This is a genomic window from Streptomyces sp. TRD_SC_5 (genome assembly GCF_056836825.1).
Genome location: NZ_JBWZZS010000001.1, coordinates 2,441,939 through 2,460,363 on the forward strand (window position 1 = coordinate 2,441,939; position 18,425 = coordinate 2,460,363).

Consider the following 18,425-nt stretch of genomic DNA (forward strand, 5'->3'; position numbering starts at 1 on the left):
AACGACAGCCCCCTGTCATACCGTCAGATAGCCATTCCGAATCGGAATCGTTATCGCTCATCGCCGCTTCGAGCCGGTGCTGTCGACAAATCACCGTGCGAATCAGCCGAGTTGTGCCCTTCCGTCACCGAACGCCGTGTCAGCGCCGGATCGCCCTTCACCACGCGCCTGAAGGCGGATGTGCCACGCGTCATGTCGTGCCCGACCGCCAGCGCCTCGATGTCCGCCGAGAACCTGCGCTGCCCGTCCTTCTCCTCGTCGCGGATTCTCAACCGGCCGTGCACGAGCAGTGGTTCGCCGATGGAGACCGAGCCGGCCACATTGCTCGCGAGGGACCGCCGCGCCCACACGGTGTAGAAACTGGAGTGCCCGTCCGCCCAGCTCTCCTGCTGCCGGTCCCAGTACCGCGCCGTCACCGCGAGACGGAACCTCGCCACACCGCCCGTCGCCGTATCGCGGTAGTCCACTCCCGTAGCGGCATTGCCCACCAGCGTCACCCAGGTGTCACTCATCACGACTCCCCTCCTCGACTGGTCCCATGCTGGACCGGACGCGGCGGGCCCGCCGGAGCCTGTGGACTAGCGGCCGGTTGTGGACAAACCCGTCACCGCCACGTACTGCTCCCGCACCTCCCAGTACCGCATCAGCTCCGCCGACACCGGGTCCAGCACCCGCGCCCGGCCGCACCCGGCCGCCGCCTCCCGCAGCCGCCGCTCGGCGTCCTGCCCGTACCGCCGCGCCGGCCCCTTGGCCGCGACCGAGCACGCCCACTCCACCAGCGGGCCGCCGACGATCCCCGCGAGCATCACCAGTACCGGCGGCAGCAGCTGCGGCTCCAGTACGCCCACGATCTGGCCCACCAGCCACAGCCCGCCGAAGATCTGGAGCAGCGTCATCGAGGCTTGGGTCAGCACCGCCGCCGGCCACCACGCGGGCCTCGGCGGCCTGCCGCGGGGCACTCCGGCCCGTACCGCCAGTACGTCCAGCTCCTGCGGCAGCCCGGCCGCGCCGCGCACCGCCGACTCCCGTACCGCCTGCGCCCAGGGGGCGGGCAGCCCGGCGGCGGCCTCGTCGGCGACCGTACGCACGGCCTGCTCCACGCGCTGGCGGGCGGTGATCTCCTCCTCCTCGCCCTCGGCCGGGGTCTGCCCGGAAAGCGGGTCGATCCCGGACCCCAGCGCGCGGTGCGCCTCGTACCAGCGCCACAGCCTCAGCCAGGGCGTACCGCACGACTTCCCCGCGTTCCGGCGCCATTCGCGTTCCGCCGCCTCGCCCACGGCCGCAGCGCCCACCGCGGCCGCCAGCCGGTCGGTGAAGTCGGCCCGGGCCCGCTCGCCGAGCTCCGGCGGCCGCCGCCCGTCAGCCACGTAGACGGGACGCAGCCGGGCCGCGGCGGCGTCCACGTCGGCGGACAGCCGGCGTGCGGCGGCTCCGCGCTCCTGCACGAACTGGCCGAGCATCTCGCGAAGCTCGACGACGCCCTCGCCCGTCAGCGCGGACAGGGACAGGACCGTGGCGCCCGGTTCGCCGTGCTCGCCGAGCGCCATGCCGTCCTCGTCGAGCAGCCTGCGCAGATCGTCGAGGACCAGGTCGGCGGCGTCGCCGGGCAGCCGGTCCACCTGGTTGAGCACCACGAAGGTGATCTCCGCGTGTCCGGCGAGCGGCCGCAGATAGCGCTCGTGCAGTACGGCGTCGGCGTACTTCTCCGGATCGACGACCCAGATCACCGCGTCGACGAGCGTGAGGACCCGGTCCACCTGGTCCCGGTGGGCGGTAGCGGCCGAGTCGTGGTCGGGCAGGTCGACGAGTACGAGCCCGTTCAGCGCCTCGTCGCGGAATCCGGGCGGCGCCGGCCTGCGGCGCAGCCGCCCGGGGATGCCGAGCCGGTCCAGCAGCCCGGCGGCGCCGTCGGTCCAGCTGCAGGCGATCGGCGCGGACGTGGTCGGCCTGCGCAGTCCCGTGTCGGAGATCTGGACGCCCGCGAGCGCGTTGAAGAGCGTCGATTTGCCGCTGCCGGAGGCGCCCGCGACGGCGACGACGGTGTGCCGCGCGGAGAGCCGCTGGCGGGCGGCGGCCTCGTCGAGCACGCGGCCGGCCTCGGCCAGCGTGGTGCCGTCGAGGCGGGTACGGGAGAGGCCGACCAGCTCGCGCAGCGCGTCGAGGCGTCCACGCAGCCTGCCGCCGTAGGCGCCGCTGGGGAACAGGCCGTCGTACGCGTCGTCGTACTCCTCGTCGGCCTCCCGCGGCCCGTCCGACGGCGACCGCACGGACCGCAGGGCCCGAGCCGCCTGCTCGCCCCGCGCCACCGCACGCTCGGCGCCGCGCCGGGCGATCAGCCCGTCGTCCCACCGCCCCTCGGCCGTACCCTCGGCACCATTCGCACCATCCACGCCGTCCGTGTCGCCAGTCACAGCAGTCACGTTGCGATCACTTCTCCTTCTGCAGCACGGAGAGCGCGGCGATCAGCGCTGCCTGCGGCTCCGGGGTCACTCCGAGGGCGTCGAGCGGCGCGAGCCGCCGGTCCCTTTCGGTATTCAGTACGCGGTCGATGTACGTCGTGAGCAGGTCCCCGCCCTTGTCGCGCAGCCGGGTCGCGGCGACGGCGCCGATCCGCTCGGCGAGCCGTTCCCCGGCGGTGCGCGCGCGGCGGCCGCCCAGCAGCGCGGCGGCGAGCAGGGCGGCGACGGTCTCCGCGTCGGGCGCGGGCGGCCGTTCCAGGTCCCGCACCTCTTCCTCGGCGAGTTCCTCGAGCACCCGGCGCCAGCGTCGCGCGGCCATGCCGATCCGCTCGCCCGCCTCCCGGTCGGGCAGGCCGAACGCCACCGCGCCGGCGGCGGGCTCCTGCCGCCATGCCTCGTGGACGTGTTCGTCGGCGGCGGCGACGGCGCACTGGAGCAGGGTTGTGAGGCCCCCGACGAGGGAGTCCAGAAGCTCACCCGCCGAACTGTCCAGCGGATACCCGCGCCAGCGCGTGAGGGCGTCACCGGACAGGACCGCGCCGCGCTGAAGCCGGCGGCGTACCCGCGTGCCCTCTTTCTCGTACGCCTCCTCCACGTCCGATGTCAGCCGTACGGACGCGGCGTACTGCGCGGCGACAGCCCCGGCGAGCTCCGGCATCCGGGCGTTGAGCGACTCGATGACACCGGTCGCGGTACGGCCCACGGCCTGCTGACGGGCCGCCGGGTCGTGCACCCGGTGCGCCAGCCAGGCGCGCAGCGGCTCCACGGCGGTGGAGGGCAGCAGTCCGGTGCCGCCGCCCGCGGATTCGGGCAGCTCGGGGATGGTGAACCGGGGTACGTCGCCGAGCCCGGCCTTGGTGAGCAGCGCGGCGTACTGCTGCGAGACCTCGCCGATGACCTGGTGGGGGACCCGGTCGAGGACGGTGACGAGGGTGGCGTCGTACTCCTTCGCGGTACGCAGGAGGTGCCAGGGCACGGCATCGGCGTACCGGGAAGCGGTGGTCACCATCACCCACACATCGGCGGCGCAGATGAGTTCGGCGGCGAGTACCCGGTTCCTGGCGACGAGCGAATCGATGTCAGGGGCGTCGAGGAGGGCGAGTCCGCGCGGCAGCGTCCCCACGGTCTCGACCCGCAGCGTGTCGCCGCCGTCGGCGCCCTTTTCCGGCCCCAGCGGTACTTCCGCCCCCTCGTCCTCGCCCTCCTGCCGCGGCAGCCATACGCGGGTGAGCTGCGGCAGTACGCGCAGGTTCGCGAACCAGTGGTGATCGTCCGGGTGGCACACGAGCACCGGCGTGCGTGTCGTGGGCCGGAGCACGCCGGCCTCGCTGACCCGCCTGCCCACAAGGGAGTTGACGAGGGTGGACTTGCCGGACCCGGTGGAGCCGCCGATGACGGCGAGCAGCGGTGCTTCGGGCTGTTTCAGCCGGGGCAGCAGATAGTCGTCGAGCTGCGCCAGCAACTCGATCCGTGCCTGCCGCGCGCGCGGGGCCCCCGGTAGGGGGAGCGGGAGGCGCACAGAGGCGACACGGTCGCGCAGGGCGGAGAGTGCGTCGATCAGCTGAGGCCGTGCGTCCAAGGTCACCACATGCGAAGAATGCCCAATTTTGGAGTCTTTTAGAAGCCTAAAGGCCTCTCTGCGCGCATCTGAGCGCCGATTGGCGGTGAGGGACGCACGGTACGAGTGGGGCGCAGGCATAACGAGTGCACAACACCCGGGGCGCGAGACGCCAAAAGCGATGCGCGATTCGCACTCGCCTGCGATTATCAAGTTCGCTTCACTGAACCTACACATCGTGCCACGCAGGTGAAGCAACCGGCCCCAGGCGATCGGAGCCCTATCCTTGTCCCCGGCAAGGTCCAGGACCCCTCCCGGTCAGGGACCCAGGCCACCGAGGCCATGATCCGGCCCCCGTAGCTCAGTGGATAGAGCAGGCGCCTTCTAAGCGCTTGGCCGCAGGTTCGAGTCCTGCCGGGGGCGCTTCACCCGTTCGGCCTTCAGCCCTCCCTCCGGGAGGGCTTTTTTGCAGGTCAGGCGCCTCACAGAGGTGCTGAGCAGAGGGCCGGACCACCTCCTGAGTTCAGGATGCGCGATCCGGCCGTGTCCGGCTGTCACCGGGTTTCTGCGGGTGGCCACGGAGAATGCACGGTGACGTTCTCCGTGGCCACTGGATCAGCCTTCGCGGTGCAGCTCCTCAAGGTCAGGCGTGGCCTCGATGCGCTTCTGGTGGTCCTTGAGCTGCCCAGAGATGCAGCGGGCGTACGTGGCGAGCAGCACGGGCACGCTGTTGCCCGCCCACTCTGCGACCTGTGCCGGCGGGACCCCGTTGTTGAGCCACGTGGTCAGGCAGGTGTGCCGCAGGTCGTAGACCCGCCTACCGAGCGGCGATGCGCACTCATCCGCGGTGAGGACCCTCTTACGAGCCGTGCCCCACGCCCGGCGGAAGACAGAGCCTGCCAGCATGCCGCCCTTCTCCCCTGGGAACAGCAGATCGCCGGGCTTCAGCTTCTCGTCCTTGATGTGCTCACGCAGGAGTCGGGTCAAGGCAGGGCGGCAGGGCACATTGCGGGTGTCGCCTGCGGCCCGCCCTTTGAGTCCACGCTCCTCGTGAACCTCCCCTGTGTCGGTCCACTGCTTTCCTACCTCGGGTTGGGCCGTATGGAACAGCAGCTCACCCCACTGGTCGTCGTCCTCCTCGTCCGGCAGCACCGCGTCGCGAACGTGCATCGCCACAGCCTCCTCCGGGCGCGGACCGGCGTAATAAATCGTGGCGAGGAATGCGTGCAGCCGCCGCCCGCCGCGGGTGCGGCGGCGGACCCACCCGAGCAAGGCCGCGGCTTGCGTGGGGTTGATCAGGCTGCGCTTGTCCACCGCAGAAGAGGTCTTCGGGGCCGTCCCTCTCCCCTTCGGCAAGGGATTCGACCTCAGGACCTTGTGCTTTACCGCGTACTCCATCGCAACGTTCATGATCCGGCGGTGGCGCTTGATGCACGACGCTGCTGCGGGCTTGCCATCCAGCTTGGTGGCCAGGGCGTTCAGGACCTCTTCGACCTTCTCCGGATCCTCCCAGGCCGCCATTGTGAGGGTGTTGCGCTCGACCCACCGAAGAATCGCGGCCACTTCAGGGGGCGCGTCGTTGCGCCGCTTCGTGTTGAAGGCCCATTCACGCAGGGCCGTGCGTACGTCGATGGGCTTGAACCCAGTCGGCTCCGTACGCAGCAGCGCGATGGTCGCCGTCATGAACGCCTTGGCTACGTTCTTTCGGTTGTTCCCAGACGTTTGTAACCACTTGGCGTCGACGAACTGAATCGCGAATTCGTACCAGTTCGTCGCGCTAGCCCCGGACGTGTGTGAGACCGGCCGCCCCGTGGCGAGGCTGAAGGCCTCACCCCGGCGGGTGGCGCTGACCAGCTCCGAGCGGAAGGCGTCCGCCAACGCCCGGGTGGCAAAGGGCGCCCGCTTCTCCTGTCCGTCGAGCGTCCAGCGAACCGTGTGCGTCGTTCCTCTGGCGCCCTTGTACGTCGCTGTCTTCCAGACCTTGACGTTGTATGTGCTGTCCATTAGCCCCGGTCCTCCCGGTCATCAAGCCAGTTGTTCAAGTCGCCACGGCGGATGCGGAGGTCACCGTTCGGGAGCTTGATGCAGCGCGGTGCACGCCCCTTCTGACGCCAGTCGTAGAAGGTCGACCTGGAGATCTGGAGCTCTTCGCAGAGCTCGGGCAGGGTGAGCATCGCCCGTGTCCCGATGGTGGAAGTCGTCACTGGACAGGCCTCTCAATCGGGTCGCAGCAGGGGTGAGTTGTTTCACCCGCTGTGACGAGTGCGGGGTCGATGGGCGTGTGGCAGCCGTCGCAAAGGACGGCGGATGTAGAGATGTGCTGCAACGCAGCACCCGGAGCGCCCGCAGCACCCGACAGGTCGAGCTCGCCCTGTTCAAGCGGGGCTGGGGATGCGGGCGCTGTCGCGTTCACAGCACCCGGTTCAGCACCCGCAGCACCCGAGAGCGGGCGCTCGCGGGTGCTGGTGGGCGCTGTCCGGGTGCTGTGCGCTTCCGCAGCACCCCGGCGTTCGTGCTGGTCAGGGGTAGTCCCGGGCGCTGTGGGCGCTACGGGTGCTGGAATGCAGCTTGTCTCCACTGACGTCAGCCGGTAGAGACGCGAGCGGTTGCCGGTGGGCTCACGCTGCGTGTCGTCGACGTCAATGCCGATGGCCCGCAGGGCGGGGGCAAGACGCTTGAGTTGGCCACCCGCGCGGGTGGCGTCCTTGGGCCACTTCTTCGGCAGCTTCTCGGGGGTGACGACCTTGCCAAGAATGTCGGCGGCCGTCATGGAGACCCCGGCAGGGCCAGCGGCCCGTACGAGGTCGACAACGGCGCGGGCGAAAGGCTCGCCTTCGAGGACGTCGGCGACCGCGTCGGCGGCGGTGGCCCGATAGCTGCCCTGGGTGTCCCACCCGGTGACGTGGTCGACGGCCGCGAGTACCCGGGCGAAGTCGGCCATGCGCGGCCGGGCGGTGAGCTGGACGTCGGGCAGGGCCCGCAGGACCCGTGACAGAAGGTCGAACAGCGAGGCCAGGATGCTGGGGTGAGCGTCGCGATAGGCGCGATCCAGCTCGGCTTCCTCACGCCGGTTCCGGTCGGGGATGGTGTGCAGCTCGATGGTCAGGAGACGTTCGGCGAGGTCGCCCGCGAGGGCCCCGGCGTCGATGGTGGTCATGGCCAGCACCCGCCGGAATTCGAGGACGACGACGTCGTCGTCGGTGTAGAGGGCACGGTCGACAATGCCGTCACCCGTGACCGCGCGGCACAGGGCGTCAGAGAACCAGTCCGGGATGTACGAGACGTTGTCGATACACAGCGCCCACGAGTTGAAGGCCTGCGTCGCCCACGACTTCACATCCCGGGGCGCGGTGCGCTTCGGCGCGCCGGACGGGTCGACGATCCCGATGACCATCGCCGCACCCTTCGACTTTCCGGTGCCCTGTTCCCCGCGGAAGGTGAGGATTGGGTGCGGCAGGTCCGGGATGAACGACGCCACCAGCCATGCAACAAGCAGGTGAAAGCCTTCCTCGCTGGTGTTCATCAGGTCACGGAGCTTGGCCAGGCCGTCACCCTCGCGGACTGGCATGGGCAGGATCTTCATCGCCCCAGAGCGGCGGAAGAGAACCGGGGAGCGGGGGCTCCTCTCCCAGCCGTCCGGGCTGATGAGGACGCAGCGACCGTCAGCGCTGGCGAGGTCGACAACGATGTGCTCCCCGTGGCGGGCGGTCCGCAGCTGCGGAGTGCAGGGGTCGGCGACGGCCGCGATGCCTTCCAGGACGGTCAGCGCGTCCGCGAGTGCGGACTGTGAGGGCACATTGCCGCCGGTTGCCTCGGTGTAGAGGCGGGCGAGCTGGGAGCGCAGGCCGGCCTTTCCGCGCAATGGCAGGGCGATGTTCGGGCCGCCCTGAGTCACGGCGTAGGGGCGACCGTCGTCGGACATGAAGACGTCGAACCGTTCCCGGGCGAGGGCAACAAGCTGGGAGGCCTGCGAGGGCCCCTTGCCCCGCTCGGACGCCTCGGAGTCGACGCCGTTCTTGGCCAGGAGTTCCTTGGCTGTGGTCTCGCTGCTCATCGCCCGCCCCGGATCTTGCGCTCGGCGGATGCCACGGTGGCGCGGGCTTCGCGCTCGGGCAGCCCAACGCCGACGGCCGCGTCGACGAGGGCGGCGGCGATTCCGACGGCCGTTTCGCTGCCGCTTTCGTAGGCGCGCAAGGCGGCCCAGTACAGACGGTTGTTTCGCTCGCCCTCAGGCGCGTCCAGCACGGTTTTCACGAGACCGACGGCGCGGCGGCCGGGCGCTTGTGCGGGAAGCCGGACCGGCACTGGTGTGGGCTTGTGCGTGAGGACGTCGGCGAGCCAGCCGGGCAGGGCGGCCGGGAGAGTGTCGTGGACGGTCTCGTACGGGCGGCCGTCGACCGTGCTGCCGGCGGCTACGACGTATCCGCCGACCGCGCGAGTGTCGACCTTCCAACCGATCTTGCCGCCGGTGTTCCGCAGCTCGAATCCAGCAGGAGCAGCGAAGTACAGGTGCGTCCCACCGCTGCGGGTCCGCACGGTGAACGTGTCTCCCGGATAAGGCTGTTCGTGGCGTTCGCAGAACGCGGCGAACACGTCAGCGCCGTCGGCAATGCCGGGCAGCGCCCAGTCCGCCGGCGGCAGGTCACTCGGCTCCTTGGGAGTGTCGAGGTCGACGACAACCAGGCCAGAAGGACCGGTGGCCAGACCAACATTGAACGAGCCGGACCGCCAGCATCGGGTGATGCGCTCGGCTTCGATGGTGGCGCGGTCCTGCCAGGCCCGCACGGCCGGGCGCTTGCTGCCCGGAGTGAGGGGGAAGACGTGCCAGCCACGGGCGGCAGCATCAAGCGCTGCCCTGAGCTGTCCGTCGGGGGTGCGGTGAGGCATTCTGAAGCTCTCCTGATTCAGTGATTGGGACGGGAGAACCGTGGGCGGGTGCCGTTCCTTGGCCGGAGACACCCGCCCACGGGCGTCGCTACTGGTTCCGCTGCCAGATGGCGTATTCCTGTCGGACGTATCCGCGCGGGTCGCGGATACTGTCCGGGTGATCCGGCGTGTACGGGCCGCCCGTTCCGCTGGAGGCGAGCCCCGCGTCACTGTCGACGTCCATCAGGCGCCGGGCCGCCTCGGTTGCAACTTCCGCCGCGTCGGACAGGTCGTTGAGCCCGCGGCCGTCGGCCTCAGTCAGCGCGATACGGTCCAGGACGGCGGCCTTGCGGAGCCAGAACTCCCTGACGTCCTGCGGGCCGATCGGCCACAGCGCCTCGCGTGCGCGCTCCGCGGTCCACCCGATTTCGCTGATGATGCTGGGGGCCGCCGCGTATGCGGCTTCGGGTGTGGGCCACGGCTGCGGGCGGTGTTCGGCGGTGATGTACAGGCGGGTCTTGGTGCCGTCGAACGTCTTGCTCTTCCGTACGGCGCCTGTGGTGAATGCCCTGGACAGGGCTTCGGTTACGGCGGGGATGTCGGGTTCGGTACAGATGACGCGGATCTCGAACATTGCTCTCCTTCGCGGTTCTCTACTCGCAGGTGCAGTCGGGGTTCGCGCTGGAGCCATCGGCGCCGCACTCGCAGCAGTGCGCGTACGGGTACGGCTCGCTGTCGTCGCTGGGAGCGCACAGCTCGCAGTCGATGAAGTCGTCGTCGTCCATGGCTCAGTACTCCTTGGTGATCTCGCTGGTGGGCAGTTCAGGCAGTCCGGCGCGGGTGAGCGCGGCGGGGTCGAAGCCGGGCAGTCCGGCGCGGGCGGTGAGCGCGGCGGCGAGGGCTTCCGCGTAGTGGGCGCCCTCGCGGGCGACCTGGATCTGCGCCCCGGCCCGGAGCGCTTCGACGCGTTCGATGTGGCCGTGTTCCTCGCGCCGCTCGGTGGTGTGCCGCTCGTGCGCGAGGGTGTTGCGGCGGTCGGAGCGCCAGTAGCGGGCTGCGAGCCCGTAGGCGACCGTGGTCGCCAGCGCCCACAGCAGCAGCGGCAGCGAGAGCCCGTCGGCGTATCCGGCGACCCCAGCCAGGGCGAGCCCGCCGGAGGCGGCGAATGCGGTCCCGGCGATGACGCTGTCTCCGGCGCGTCCGGCGGAGGCCAAAGCGCCGGCCGTCGCAGCACCGATAGCGAGCACGGTCATCAAGGCAGCGTTGCCGACGCTGTGTTCGGCGCCGTTGGCGTTCCAGATGCGGGCGAGGACGAGGACGGTGGAGGTAGCGATCGCCGGTGCCGCTTTGGGGGCGACGATGGCGAGCCAGTGGCGGGCGATGAGCTGTTCGTTCACGGCCGTTCTCCTCTACAGGTCGGGCAGCGCGTCGACGAAGGCAGCGGTGAGCTCGTTCATCGGTCCGGAGGCCCCGGTGGAGGCGAGGTAAAAGCCGAACATCACGGCGATGAAGGCGGAGCCGTAGCCGAGCGTCTTGGAGCGCAGCAGAAAGAACAGGACCAGACCGAACAGGGCGACGAGGGAGACGGTGATGGCCACGATGGGCCTCCTTACGGGCAGTTGGTGCCGGGCGGTGGTCAGCGGGTGCCTGCGCGGTGAATGCGGGCGGCCGCGTTGAACAGGTGGCGGCCGATGCGTATGCGCTTGCCATGGCCCTTGCAGCGGCGGCACTGCTTACCTCGCTTGGCCCGGCCCTTGCGGTCGGTCTTGATGGCGTGGCCCCAGCCGCGGCACTTGCGGCAGTTGCCGAACGGCGAGGCGGCACACACGGCGGCGTAACTGAGCGTGAAGAACAGGGCTAGCAAGCTAGCGAGCACGATCGGGGTCATGGAGTGCCTCCCAGGGCCGATTTCGGGGCGAGCTTGGGAGAGGGCCGCTAGCTACTAGCGGCCTGATCAGGTGCTATATGGGTCGCTAGCGGGGCTGCTAGCGCTAGCGGGTCACGGTGCTAGCGCTAGCGACGCCTCGCGGTCAGCTCGCGTCGCGCCTACGGTCACGCTCTGCGATGGCTGCGGTGATGTGGGCTCGCTCGATGCCGCGCCGGTTGATGGTCTTGCCGTCGGTGCGCCGGCCAATCTGTGCGGCCTTGACTCCGTAGGGCTTGAGCGCGTTGGAAAGCTGGGAGGCGTCCCACTCCCCCTTGTCGTCCTTCCACGTCTCGTACCGCTCCGGGCGCAACTGCGCGAGGCGGTCGATGACGGTCTCGGACCAGACCTTGGCCTCTTCCGCCGGAACGACGGCGAGGATGTCGTCAAGGAGGGTGTCCGCCACTTCCCGGCGCTCCGGTGCCTGCCCCGCCGCAACACCGGTCAGGGTGCCTGCGTCGATGCGAGTCTTGCGGGCGCGTTCGCAGATCCGGTCCGCTTCGGGACCGTCGATGTAGTACGTGCGCACGATCTGCGGGTCGTCGGCGGCACCGACCAGGTAGCCGATGCCCTTGTCGGACTTGGTGAACGAGGTTGCGCGGATGCCGTTCTTGTACGTCGACGTACCGAGGATCATGTCGTTCTCCATCTGGCCCATGACTCGCAGGCAGAACCGGGTGCCGACGTTCGCGCTGATGGCGGGCGGAAGGCTCTCCTTGTCCGGACGCTGGGTAGCGAGCAGAAGAATCACTCCCAGCGCACGGCCGCGCTTGATGATGGCCGTGCACAGGGCGCCGGCCTCCTTGCCGTACTTCTCGTGGGAGAACAATTCCTGGCATTCGTCGATCGCCAGCACCAAGGGGTGTAGTCCCAACGAGCGGTTGGCCGCGAGCTCCGGGGTGACCTTGTTCTCCGGGCACTTGTCCTTGGGCAGCGAGCTGATGACTTTCGCCCGGCGCTCAAGGTCCTTGTAGACGTAACGGATCGAATCCAGCGCGGCCGCGCAGGTCTCGTCATCGGGACCGGACCCGTAGTCCGCGGCGACCTTCTTCAGTCCTTCCAGGTCACCGGTGCCCTTGAGCTCCCAGACCAGCAGTTCCGTGAGCACGTCCAGGGCCGCGGCCAGCAACGGGGTGCGCAGGGAGAACGTCTTCCCCATACCGGGCATGGCGCCGATGAGGACGTTGTCGTACATCAGCGTCAGGTCGATTTTGCGGCCTCGCTGGTCAGTGCCGAACGGCAGCGGCTTGAACAGTGAGGCGCTGCCGCCCTTGGACAGCGGCCACTTCGGGGGCTTGACCTTGTTCAGAGCCTTGTCGCCGACCCACAGCATCATCCGCCCGGCGTGCTCGTCCGCGACCGGCTCCGGCCACACACAGCCCAGCGGGCGCCTCAGCCCAGAAGCGAGCCGGTCACGGCGATCCAGGATGTCGGAGACGGTCACGCCGTACGGCAGGTCGATGTCCGCGCGCCAGCCGGGGCCGTCGCGGGTGATCGGGGCGGGGAACTTGATGCCCTCCCCGCCCTTGCCCAGCGCCTTATTGATCTCGGCGTGGCCCAGCGCCCCAAGTGCGCGCTCCACAATCTGCGAGGTCAGTCGCTCGACTTCGGTAGTGACCACCGCGCGGCTGATGAGGGGTTTGTCCGACGGAGCGCCGGCGAATCCAAACGCAGCGGTCAGCGCGGCGAAGGCGACGACGAGAATCCACGTCGGAGCCAGCACGTACAGGGCGAACGCAGCGACCGGCCCGACCACGCACGCGAGGGTGAACAGGATGCCGCGCATCCGCACCCGCGCATCGCGCTGCCGCGACAGCTTCAGGTACTGCTCCGTGTTCTCCCGCCGCGCCTCCGCACGCCGCAGCGGCTCGCCTTCCGCGTCAGCGACCCAGCGCAGCGCTCCTGCGACAAACTTCGCGGCCCCCACCGGGGACTGCACGGCCAGACGGCCCGCGTAGTAGGGCAGACGCACCGCGTGGAAGGCGAAGGAGTGCCCGGCATAACCGCCCAACCAGCCCAGCGCGTCAAGGAATTCCGGCTTGGACCGCGCCCACGCCGGGATCACCGCGCGGCGGGTCCCGCTCCGCACGCGGGACATCAGCCCCGGACCGGAGGGAGCCGGACCGTCGACCATCGCGGTCGGCTCCCCATCCGGCTCGGACCGCTCGGATTCGGGTGCGGTGCCGGCCGCCTCGCTTGCGACGAAGTGGGGGACGACATCGGAGGTCGCGGCCGACTCGGTACGGGCCGACCGTGCCTTGTCGAGGTCGACCACGTCGGCCCCGGAGGTAGCGCTCATGTCGGCTTCGAGGCGGTTGAACAGTTCGTTTTCGTCGTCGTGATTCACTGACGATTCCTTCCGTACATCCGGTTGGAAGGGGTCCGGACGGCGCTTTGGTAGGCCGACCGTCCGGACCCCGCTTGGCGAAAGCTGTGCAGGTCAGTCGGCGCGCTGTTCTTCCAGGTAGGCGCAGGTCACGCACATGCCGAGCGAGGCCGGAATGCAGTAACCGGCATCGGTTCGGCACTGGGGACAGGTGCGACGGGCGGACATCGCCTTGGCGAGCGCGGCCCGCTTACCCGGCGTCATCGGGCGGACCGGCTTGGCCGCGTCGATACGGTAGAGGAACGCGACCAGAACCCCGCCGCGACGGCGGCGGCAACCGCGCATCACCTGCGCGGCGATCTCCTGGCCACCAGGACGTAAGCCCTGTGCCCGCAGTTGACGGCGGGTGGCGTAGCCGTCCGGGGCGAAGCGCCACGGAAACGTTGGGATCCCGTGCATTGCTCCGGACGGGTCGTAGCACTTGCCGAACGCGGCCGACATCAGGACTCGCTCCCGGCCGGTACGAGATGCAGCTCGGGCCGCTCGCCCCCGGGTTGCGGGGCGGTGCCCGCGAGCTGTTCCTTCGCCTCGCGGATGCGGTGGCGGCACCATGTCTCGCCGCGCCCGGACTCTTCCGCGAGCTCGCTCCACTTAGCCTCACGGCCCGCGCGCAGCCGTTCAAGGGCCCACTCGCGCGCGTCGTCCTTCTCCTGGGGAACGCTCGCACGTGCGGTCTGCGCGGCCTGCACGCGAGCCGCCGCAACCTGCTTGCGGCGCGGCTTGGACTCCCGTTTCGCGGGCACGTTCGCGGCCGGGGGGTTGTTGGGTGCAGCCTGCTGCTTTACCAGGCTCACCCGCCCGACAGCGGGCTCACTCGCGGGCAGCGCCGGGGCCTCATCAGGGGTGGGCGCGGGCTCAACTTCGGGCGCGACGGCGGGGGTGAGTTCCCCGAGCTTGAGCAGCACGCGCGTGCGGCGCGGGGTCTTCGAGCGCCACCGCCGCCCGTGCGTCTGCCGCAGGTCCGCACGCGCGAGTTGCCGCTCGCGCTCGCGCTCCAGCGCCTCGCCGTACGAGGTGATCTCCCACAGCGTCATCCGGCGCCACAGCGCGAAGGTGGAAGGGAAGGCGAGCAGCCACCGCGAGCGGCGGATCTTCTCCATCCGCCGCCCGGTGACCGCACCGATCCGTACCGCATACACATGTGCGGCGATCTCGGAGAGGACCACCCACAGCAGCGGCATCGTGCCGTGCGCGAGCTTCGCAGAGAGCGAGTGCCCAGCCGCGACGTTCAGCCAGCACGTCACCAGCGTCAGCGCCCACGGCACGAACCGAACCCAAGCAAGCGGCATGTTCATCCGGATCAGCAGAAGGTTCGCCGCGGTGAACACCGGGATCGCGACGTCGATGCCGATCGGCAGCATCCACGGAGTCCCGAAGTCCCAGCGCGCGGCCGCAGCCGATACAGCGTCGAAAGACGACGCGAGACCTAGCACCCCAACCCCGGCAGCCGTCACCGCGACCGCGCCCAACAGGACCCGCTCCGCCTTCGCGAGGGCTGGCACCTCGTTGCTCACACTCGTTGCCGTCCCGGTCATGCCGCCGCCTCCTTCGTAGATCCGGTGGTGCGCAGACGACGGTCCGCGGAGGTGTTCGCGTGCCGACAGGCGTCGCACGCCCGCTCGCCGTTGCGGCGGTGCTTCTGGTAGCCGCGGCGGGTGCCGCACTTGACCGGCCTCCGCTTTGACCCGGCGGGCGCGGGAGCCGCAACAGCTACGGCCTCAGCCGGGGCGGCCGGGGCGGTTCGCTGGTAGATCGCGTATCGCTGCTCGGGGCTCTTGCCGCCCCGGATACCGAAACGCATGCTGTGCCCGGCGTCGCCCTCACTGGCGAGTGCGTCAGCGAGACAGGCCGCCACGACCGGGCACTGCGCGCAGATCTCGCGCGCCAGCGCAGCCGACCGGCGGTCGCCCCGCTCCGGGAAGAACAGCTCCGGCTCAATCCCCTTGCACAGCGCGGCCTTCAAGCCCGGATCCGGCGCAGGGTCGAAACCCAGCGTCACCCCGGCGGCCGCGCCGCCCGGCAGATGTGCGGACCGCGTTCCGGCGATCACGGGCAAGCTCTTGGCGGTGCGCGTCATCGCTTGCCCCGCTTCCGGTCGTCACGGCCACGCAGCAGGGCTGCGGCGAGCCGAGCGGCAGCTGCCGCCAATTCGTCCGACTCCCCCGCCTCGCGCAGCTCCGTCAGTACCTCGCGCGCCACTGCGAGCCGTACGCGCCTGTCCGGGCGGGCTTCGCTAGGCGATCCGGTGAATAACTCCAGCTCGATGCCGAGCGACAGCTCAGCGAAGTCATGGGCCGACATGGCCTCATGACCGGCAACGAACGCTTTCATCGCCACTCCAGTTCGTGATTGGGACTGGATCTCTGATGCAGCGGCCGCCGATCCCCTGGCCGGAGACGACCGCGTATGAACTAGCTTGAGCTTGTTCAAGCTAGAGCGCAAGCCTCTTGAGGCATCTCGTTCTAGTTCGAGCTGCCGGATACGCTCAGAGGCATGAGCATCGATCCGGATGACCCCCGCCTGCCGTCCGTGCAAATCGCTGACGCGATCCGCCAAGACATCGCTGACGACCTGCTGAAGCCGGGCAAGAAGCTGCCCACGCACAAGCAGCTGGCGGAGCGATTCGGGGTCGCGACTCAGACCGTTCAGAACGGGCTCCGCATCCTTCGCGACGAGGGCCTCATCAGGTCCGAAGGCGTAAGAGGAAATTTCGTCACTGACGACGCACAGCCACCGCGTACGAGACCGCCCGGCGAGCAAGACAAGCCGAGCGACTTCGAAGCCATTCGTGCGGAAGTTGAGCAGCTCAAGGAGCGCGTCGCAGCGCTCGAAGCTCAAGCCCAACGAGGCCGGTAAGGCCAGTGCGGGCGGCAACTTCCCTGGTGCCAGTGGTTCCTGAGTCATCGTCGGTTCCTCCTGACGACGACTCTCAAATAGGCCACCATGACCACACGAGGGCCAGACATGGACCGCTGGCGGACATGCGGCGGACCGGAACCGGACCCCGTAAGGACGCAGCTCCGTCATCGATCGACACTGAGGGCATGTAGGGCACGCGACACAGGGAGGCGCCGTGGCCGGCACCGCGAGTAGGAGCAGCCGGGAACCACGAACCGTGCTGGAGCACCTGCTCTGGCAAGAGGACCGCACCTACGAGGAGATCGCCACGGAGTTCGACCGCCGGGCACGGCAGTTGAACGAGGACGCGACGCTCAGCACGCGGCATCTGCGGCGCCTCGCGAGCGGCGAGCGCAGCAACACCACCCCTGTCACCCGCCGTGTCTTGCAGGCAATGTTCGGCAAACCGCTGAACGAGTTACTCCGCCCCTGGGAAGCAACAGCCTCTTCGGTGGAGCGGACGCCCTCGGGCCTGGTGGTCGCGACCGGCCAGCCCGACCTCGACAAGGAGCTGATCAGCTTGGCAGCGCGACGGGCAAAGGCCTTCGCCCTCACGGCGAACCAGGGGAACCTCACGAGCGAAGTGATGGAACAGATCCACGACGACGTACGCCAGCTCGCGACGGACTACCCGCAGCGCCCTCTCTCCGAGCTCTTGGGCGACCTGGTGCAGACCCAAGAGACCCTGTACACCCTGCTGGAAAATCGCCAGCGCCCCGAGCAAGCCAGGCAGCTCTACTTCCTGACCGGCGTGACCAGCGGCCTCCTCGCGAAGGCCAGCCACGACCTCGCCGACCCGCATGCCGCACTCACCCAGGCTCGCACCGCCTACCTCTGCGCGGAGAACGCCGACCACAATGGCCTGCGCGCCTGGATCCGCGGCCTTCAATCCCTCATCTCGTACTGGGCCGGACGCCTTCACGAATCCGTGAAGTACGCCCAGGACGGCGCCCAGTTCGCCACGCTTGGCCACAGCACGACGGCGGTCTGGCTCCCGGTGAGCGAGGCACGCGCGTGGGCCGCCCTCGGAAACGCCGATCAGACTCACGCGGCGATCCGGCGAGCTGAAGACGCGTGGGAGACCGTCCGCCCCGACGAAGTCGACGGGCTCGGCGGCATGTGCACCTTCGGCCGCTCCCGCCAGATCTACTACGCAGCCGACGCCCTCGCCTGGCTTCCCTCCGAAGCCGGGGCCGCACAGGGCTACGCCGCGCGAGCGGTAGAGGCGTACGCCGACACGAGCGACCCGGAATGGTCCTTCGGTGACGAGGCCGGCAGCCGCACCGACCTCGCGATCGCCCGCATTAATCTCGGCGACCTCGAAGGTGCCGACGAAGCGGTGAGCCCGATCCTCGAACTGGCCCCGGAGAATCGCATCAACGGCATCGTCAACAGCGCCATGCGAGTCCACAAGGCGCTCAGCCAGTCCTCGCTCTCCGTCCCCGGCAGCGAGCTGCAAGAGCGGATCGAAATGTTCACCCGCACCCCGCTCAAGTCCCTCCCCCGATGAAGGAGTTCTCCATGACGGCCCACCTCCGCATCGAGGGCGACGTCGTCGCCCTGCGCGACTTCACACTCGACGACGTCGACGACGCCCTGAAGGTCGTCGGCGACAACCGGGTGACGGACTGGCTCTCCTTCGACAGCCGCGATCGCGATTCGACCCACGCCATGCTCGAAGGCGCCCTCAAGCGTGCCCAACTGGAACCGCGCACTGAGTACTACCTCGCCATCGTCGCCCCACCCAGTGACCACGTGATCGGCTTCTGCCGCATCGGCCTGAGCGGAGTAAAGGCCGGCAAGCTGGGCTACGCAGTCGCAGCCTCCGAATGGGGAAAGGGCTACGCCACAGACGCAGCCCGCACGATGATCGCCTTCGGCTTCCGCGAGCTGGGCCTCCACCGCATCAGCGCAGCAATCGGCCCCGACAACGTCAGCTCCATCAAGCTTGTCGAACGGCTGGGCTTCACTAGAGAGGGCACCCTGCGCGATCACGTGCACACTAATGGCGCGTGGCGGGACAGCATCCTCTTCTCCTTGCTCGAACAGGAGCAGGCTGAAGCGAAGGCTGTGGGTGGAGCCACTGCATAGCAGCACGTACACGAGTGGGCGCTCTCCCGAACGAGGGGCGCCCACAGTCATGTACAGGCTGCGGTACCTACAGCGGCGCTGCGCGCTGAGTCACGCGGACAGAGTTTCCCTACTTCATAAATCAGCGTATGCGGATGCGTTTTGTGGCTGACAATTTTGTTGATCCGCTTAACTTAGGTTCCTGAAACAGCGAACCGGCAGACAGGTAAATGGGGTTCCTCCTGCATCTGGAACCGTTGAGCC

At 69.2% G+C, this 18,425-nt stretch carries 20 protein-coding genes and 1 tRNA gene; 4 read left to right on the plus strand and 17 right to left on the minus strand.

The window, feature by feature from the left end:
• Positions 1 to 50 precede the first annotated feature (50 nt).
• The 3 genes from AC1P0E_RS11170 to AC1P0E_RS11180 all read right to left on the minus strand — a co-directional run bounded on the left by AC1P0E_RS11170 (position 51) and on the right by AC1P0E_RS11180 (position 4,038).
• Positions 51 to 512, minus strand: a complete 462-nt coding sequence (locus AC1P0E_RS11170) for a single-stranded DNA-binding protein (protein ID WP_482742016.1) — start codon at positions 510 to 512, stop codon at positions 51 to 53.
• 66 nt (positions 513 to 578) lie between these two features.
• On the minus strand, positions 579 to 2,420 hold the full coding sequence (locus tag AC1P0E_RS11175) for a GTPase (RefSeq protein WP_482742017.1): 1,842 nt from the start codon (positions 2,418 to 2,420) through the stop codon (positions 579 to 581).
• A 7-nt stretch (positions 2,421 to 2,427) separates the two neighbouring features.
• Positions 2,428 to 4,038 (minus strand): dynamin family protein, encoded by a 1,611-nt coding sequence (locus tag AC1P0E_RS11180; protein WP_482742018.1) that lies wholly within the window; start codon positions 4,036 to 4,038, stop codon positions 2,428 to 2,430.
• Positions 4,039 to 4,367: 329 nt separating this feature from the next.
• On the opposite strand from AC1P0E_RS11180, the gene AC1P0E_RS11185 reads away from it, so the two are divergent.
• Positions 4,368 to 4,440, plus strand: a tRNA-Arg gene (locus AC1P0E_RS11185).
• A 192-nt stretch (positions 4,441 to 4,632) separates the two neighbouring features.
• On the opposite strand, the gene AC1P0E_RS11190 is transcribed toward AC1P0E_RS11185, so the two are convergent.
• From AC1P0E_RS11190 to AC1P0E_RS11255, 14 genes are all read right to left on the minus strand, one after another.
• Positions 4,633 to 6,021, minus strand: a complete 1,389-nt coding sequence (locus tag AC1P0E_RS11190; RefSeq protein WP_482742019.1) for a tyrosine-type recombinase/integrase — start codon at positions 6,019 to 6,021, stop codon at positions 4,633 to 4,635.
• Positions 6,021 to 6,191 carry a helix-turn-helix transcriptional regulator gene (locus AC1P0E_RS11195; protein ID WP_482745723.1) on the minus strand — a complete coding sequence of 57 codons (171 nt, stop codon included), beginning with the start codon at positions 6,189 to 6,191 and terminating at the stop codon, positions 6,021 to 6,023. The genes AC1P0E_RS11190 and AC1P0E_RS11195 overlap by 1 nt, the downstream gene beginning before the upstream one ends.
• A gap of 26 nt (positions 6,192 to 6,217) precedes the next feature.
• A complete protein-coding gene (locus tag AC1P0E_RS11200) occupies positions 6,218 to 8,071 on the minus strand; it encodes an ATP-binding protein (protein ID WP_482742020.1) in 1,854 nt (617 codons plus the stop codon).
• The gene (locus AC1P0E_RS11205) at positions 8,068 to 8,904 is read right to left on the minus strand and encodes a bifunctional DNA primase/polymerase (RefSeq protein ID WP_482742021.1); all 837 of its coding nucleotides are present in this window, start codon (positions 8,902 to 8,904) and stop codon (positions 8,068 to 8,070) included. The genes AC1P0E_RS11200 and AC1P0E_RS11205 overlap by 4 nt, the downstream gene beginning before the upstream one ends.
• 88 nt (positions 8,905 to 8,992) lie before the next feature.
• Positions 8,993 to 9,517 carry a hypothetical protein gene (locus AC1P0E_RS11210; RefSeq protein ID WP_482742022.1) on the minus strand — a complete coding sequence of 175 codons (525 nt, stop codon included), beginning with the start codon at positions 9,515 to 9,517 and terminating at the stop codon, positions 8,993 to 8,995.
• Between the two features lie 19 nt (positions 9,518 to 9,536).
• Complete coding sequence (locus tag AC1P0E_RS11215; protein ID WP_482742023.1) at positions 9,537 to 9,668, minus strand: hypothetical protein; 132 nt, start codon at positions 9,666 to 9,668, stop codon at positions 9,537 to 9,539.
• A 3-nt stretch (positions 9,669 to 9,671) separates the two neighbouring features.
• Positions 9,672 to 10,280 carry a hypothetical protein gene (locus tag AC1P0E_RS11220; RefSeq protein WP_482742024.1) on the minus strand — a complete coding sequence of 203 codons (609 nt, stop codon included), beginning with the start codon at positions 10,278 to 10,280 and terminating at the stop codon, positions 9,672 to 9,674.
• A gap of 12 nt (positions 10,281 to 10,292) precedes the next feature.
• On the minus strand, positions 10,293 to 10,481 hold the full coding sequence (locus AC1P0E_RS11225; RefSeq protein WP_482742025.1) for a hypothetical protein: 189 nt from the start codon (positions 10,479 to 10,481) through the stop codon (positions 10,293 to 10,295).
• Between the two features lie 38 nt (positions 10,482 to 10,519).
• Positions 10,520 to 10,771, minus strand: a complete 252-nt coding sequence (locus AC1P0E_RS11230) for a hypothetical protein (RefSeq protein ID WP_482742026.1) — start codon at positions 10,769 to 10,771, stop codon at positions 10,520 to 10,522.
• Positions 10,772 to 10,913: 142 nt separating this feature from the next.
• Positions 10,914 to 13,154: a cell division protein FtsK gene (locus AC1P0E_RS11235; protein WP_482742027.1), complete on the minus strand. Its 2,241-nt coding sequence runs from the start codon at positions 13,152 to 13,154 to the stop codon at positions 10,914 to 10,916.
• A 93-nt stretch (positions 13,155 to 13,247) separates the two neighbouring features.
• Positions 13,248 to 13,634: an RRQRL motif-containing zinc-binding protein gene (locus tag AC1P0E_RS11240; protein WP_482742028.1), complete on the minus strand. Its 387-nt coding sequence runs from the start codon at positions 13,632 to 13,634 to the stop codon at positions 13,248 to 13,250.
• Positions 13,634 to 14,728, minus strand: a complete 1,095-nt coding sequence (locus AC1P0E_RS11245) for a DUF2637 domain-containing protein (RefSeq protein ID WP_482742029.1) — start codon at positions 14,726 to 14,728, stop codon at positions 13,634 to 13,636. The genes AC1P0E_RS11240 and AC1P0E_RS11245 overlap by 1 nt, the downstream gene beginning before the upstream one ends.
• Positions 14,725 to 15,270 carry a WhiB family transcriptional regulator gene (locus AC1P0E_RS11250; protein WP_482742030.1) on the minus strand — a complete coding sequence of 182 codons (546 nt, stop codon included), beginning with the start codon at positions 15,268 to 15,270 and terminating at the stop codon, positions 14,725 to 14,727. The genes AC1P0E_RS11245 and AC1P0E_RS11250 overlap by 4 nt, the downstream gene beginning before the upstream one ends.
• Positions 15,267 to 15,524, minus strand: coding sequence for a hypothetical protein (locus tag AC1P0E_RS11255; protein ID WP_482742031.1), 258 nt, complete (start codon positions 15,522 to 15,524; stop codon positions 15,267 to 15,269). The genes AC1P0E_RS11250 and AC1P0E_RS11255 overlap by 4 nt, the downstream gene beginning before the upstream one ends.
• Before the next feature lie 162 nt (positions 15,525 to 15,686).
• Here AC1P0E_RS11255 and AC1P0E_RS11260 point away from each other — a divergent pair, with 162 nt between their 5' ends.
• The 3 genes from AC1P0E_RS11260 (at position 15,687) to AC1P0E_RS11270 (ending at position 18,182) form a co-directional block, all read left to right on the plus strand.
• The gene (locus tag AC1P0E_RS11260) at positions 15,687 to 16,049 is read left to right on the plus strand and encodes a GntR family transcriptional regulator (RefSeq protein ID WP_482742032.1); all 363 of its coding nucleotides are present in this window, start codon (positions 15,687 to 15,689) and stop codon (positions 16,047 to 16,049) included.
• Between the two features lie 259 nt (positions 16,050 to 16,308).
• Positions 16,309 to 17,601, plus strand: a complete 1,293-nt coding sequence (locus AC1P0E_RS11265; protein WP_482742033.1) for an NsdA family TPR-like regulatory protein — start codon at positions 16,309 to 16,311, stop codon at positions 17,599 to 17,601.
• A gap of 11 nt (positions 17,602 to 17,612) precedes the next feature.
• A complete protein-coding gene (locus tag AC1P0E_RS11270) occupies positions 17,613 to 18,182 on the plus strand; it encodes a GNAT family N-acetyltransferase (RefSeq protein WP_482742034.1) in 570 nt (189 codons plus the stop codon).
• The last annotated feature ends 243 nt before the right edge of the window (positions 18,183 to 18,425 follow it).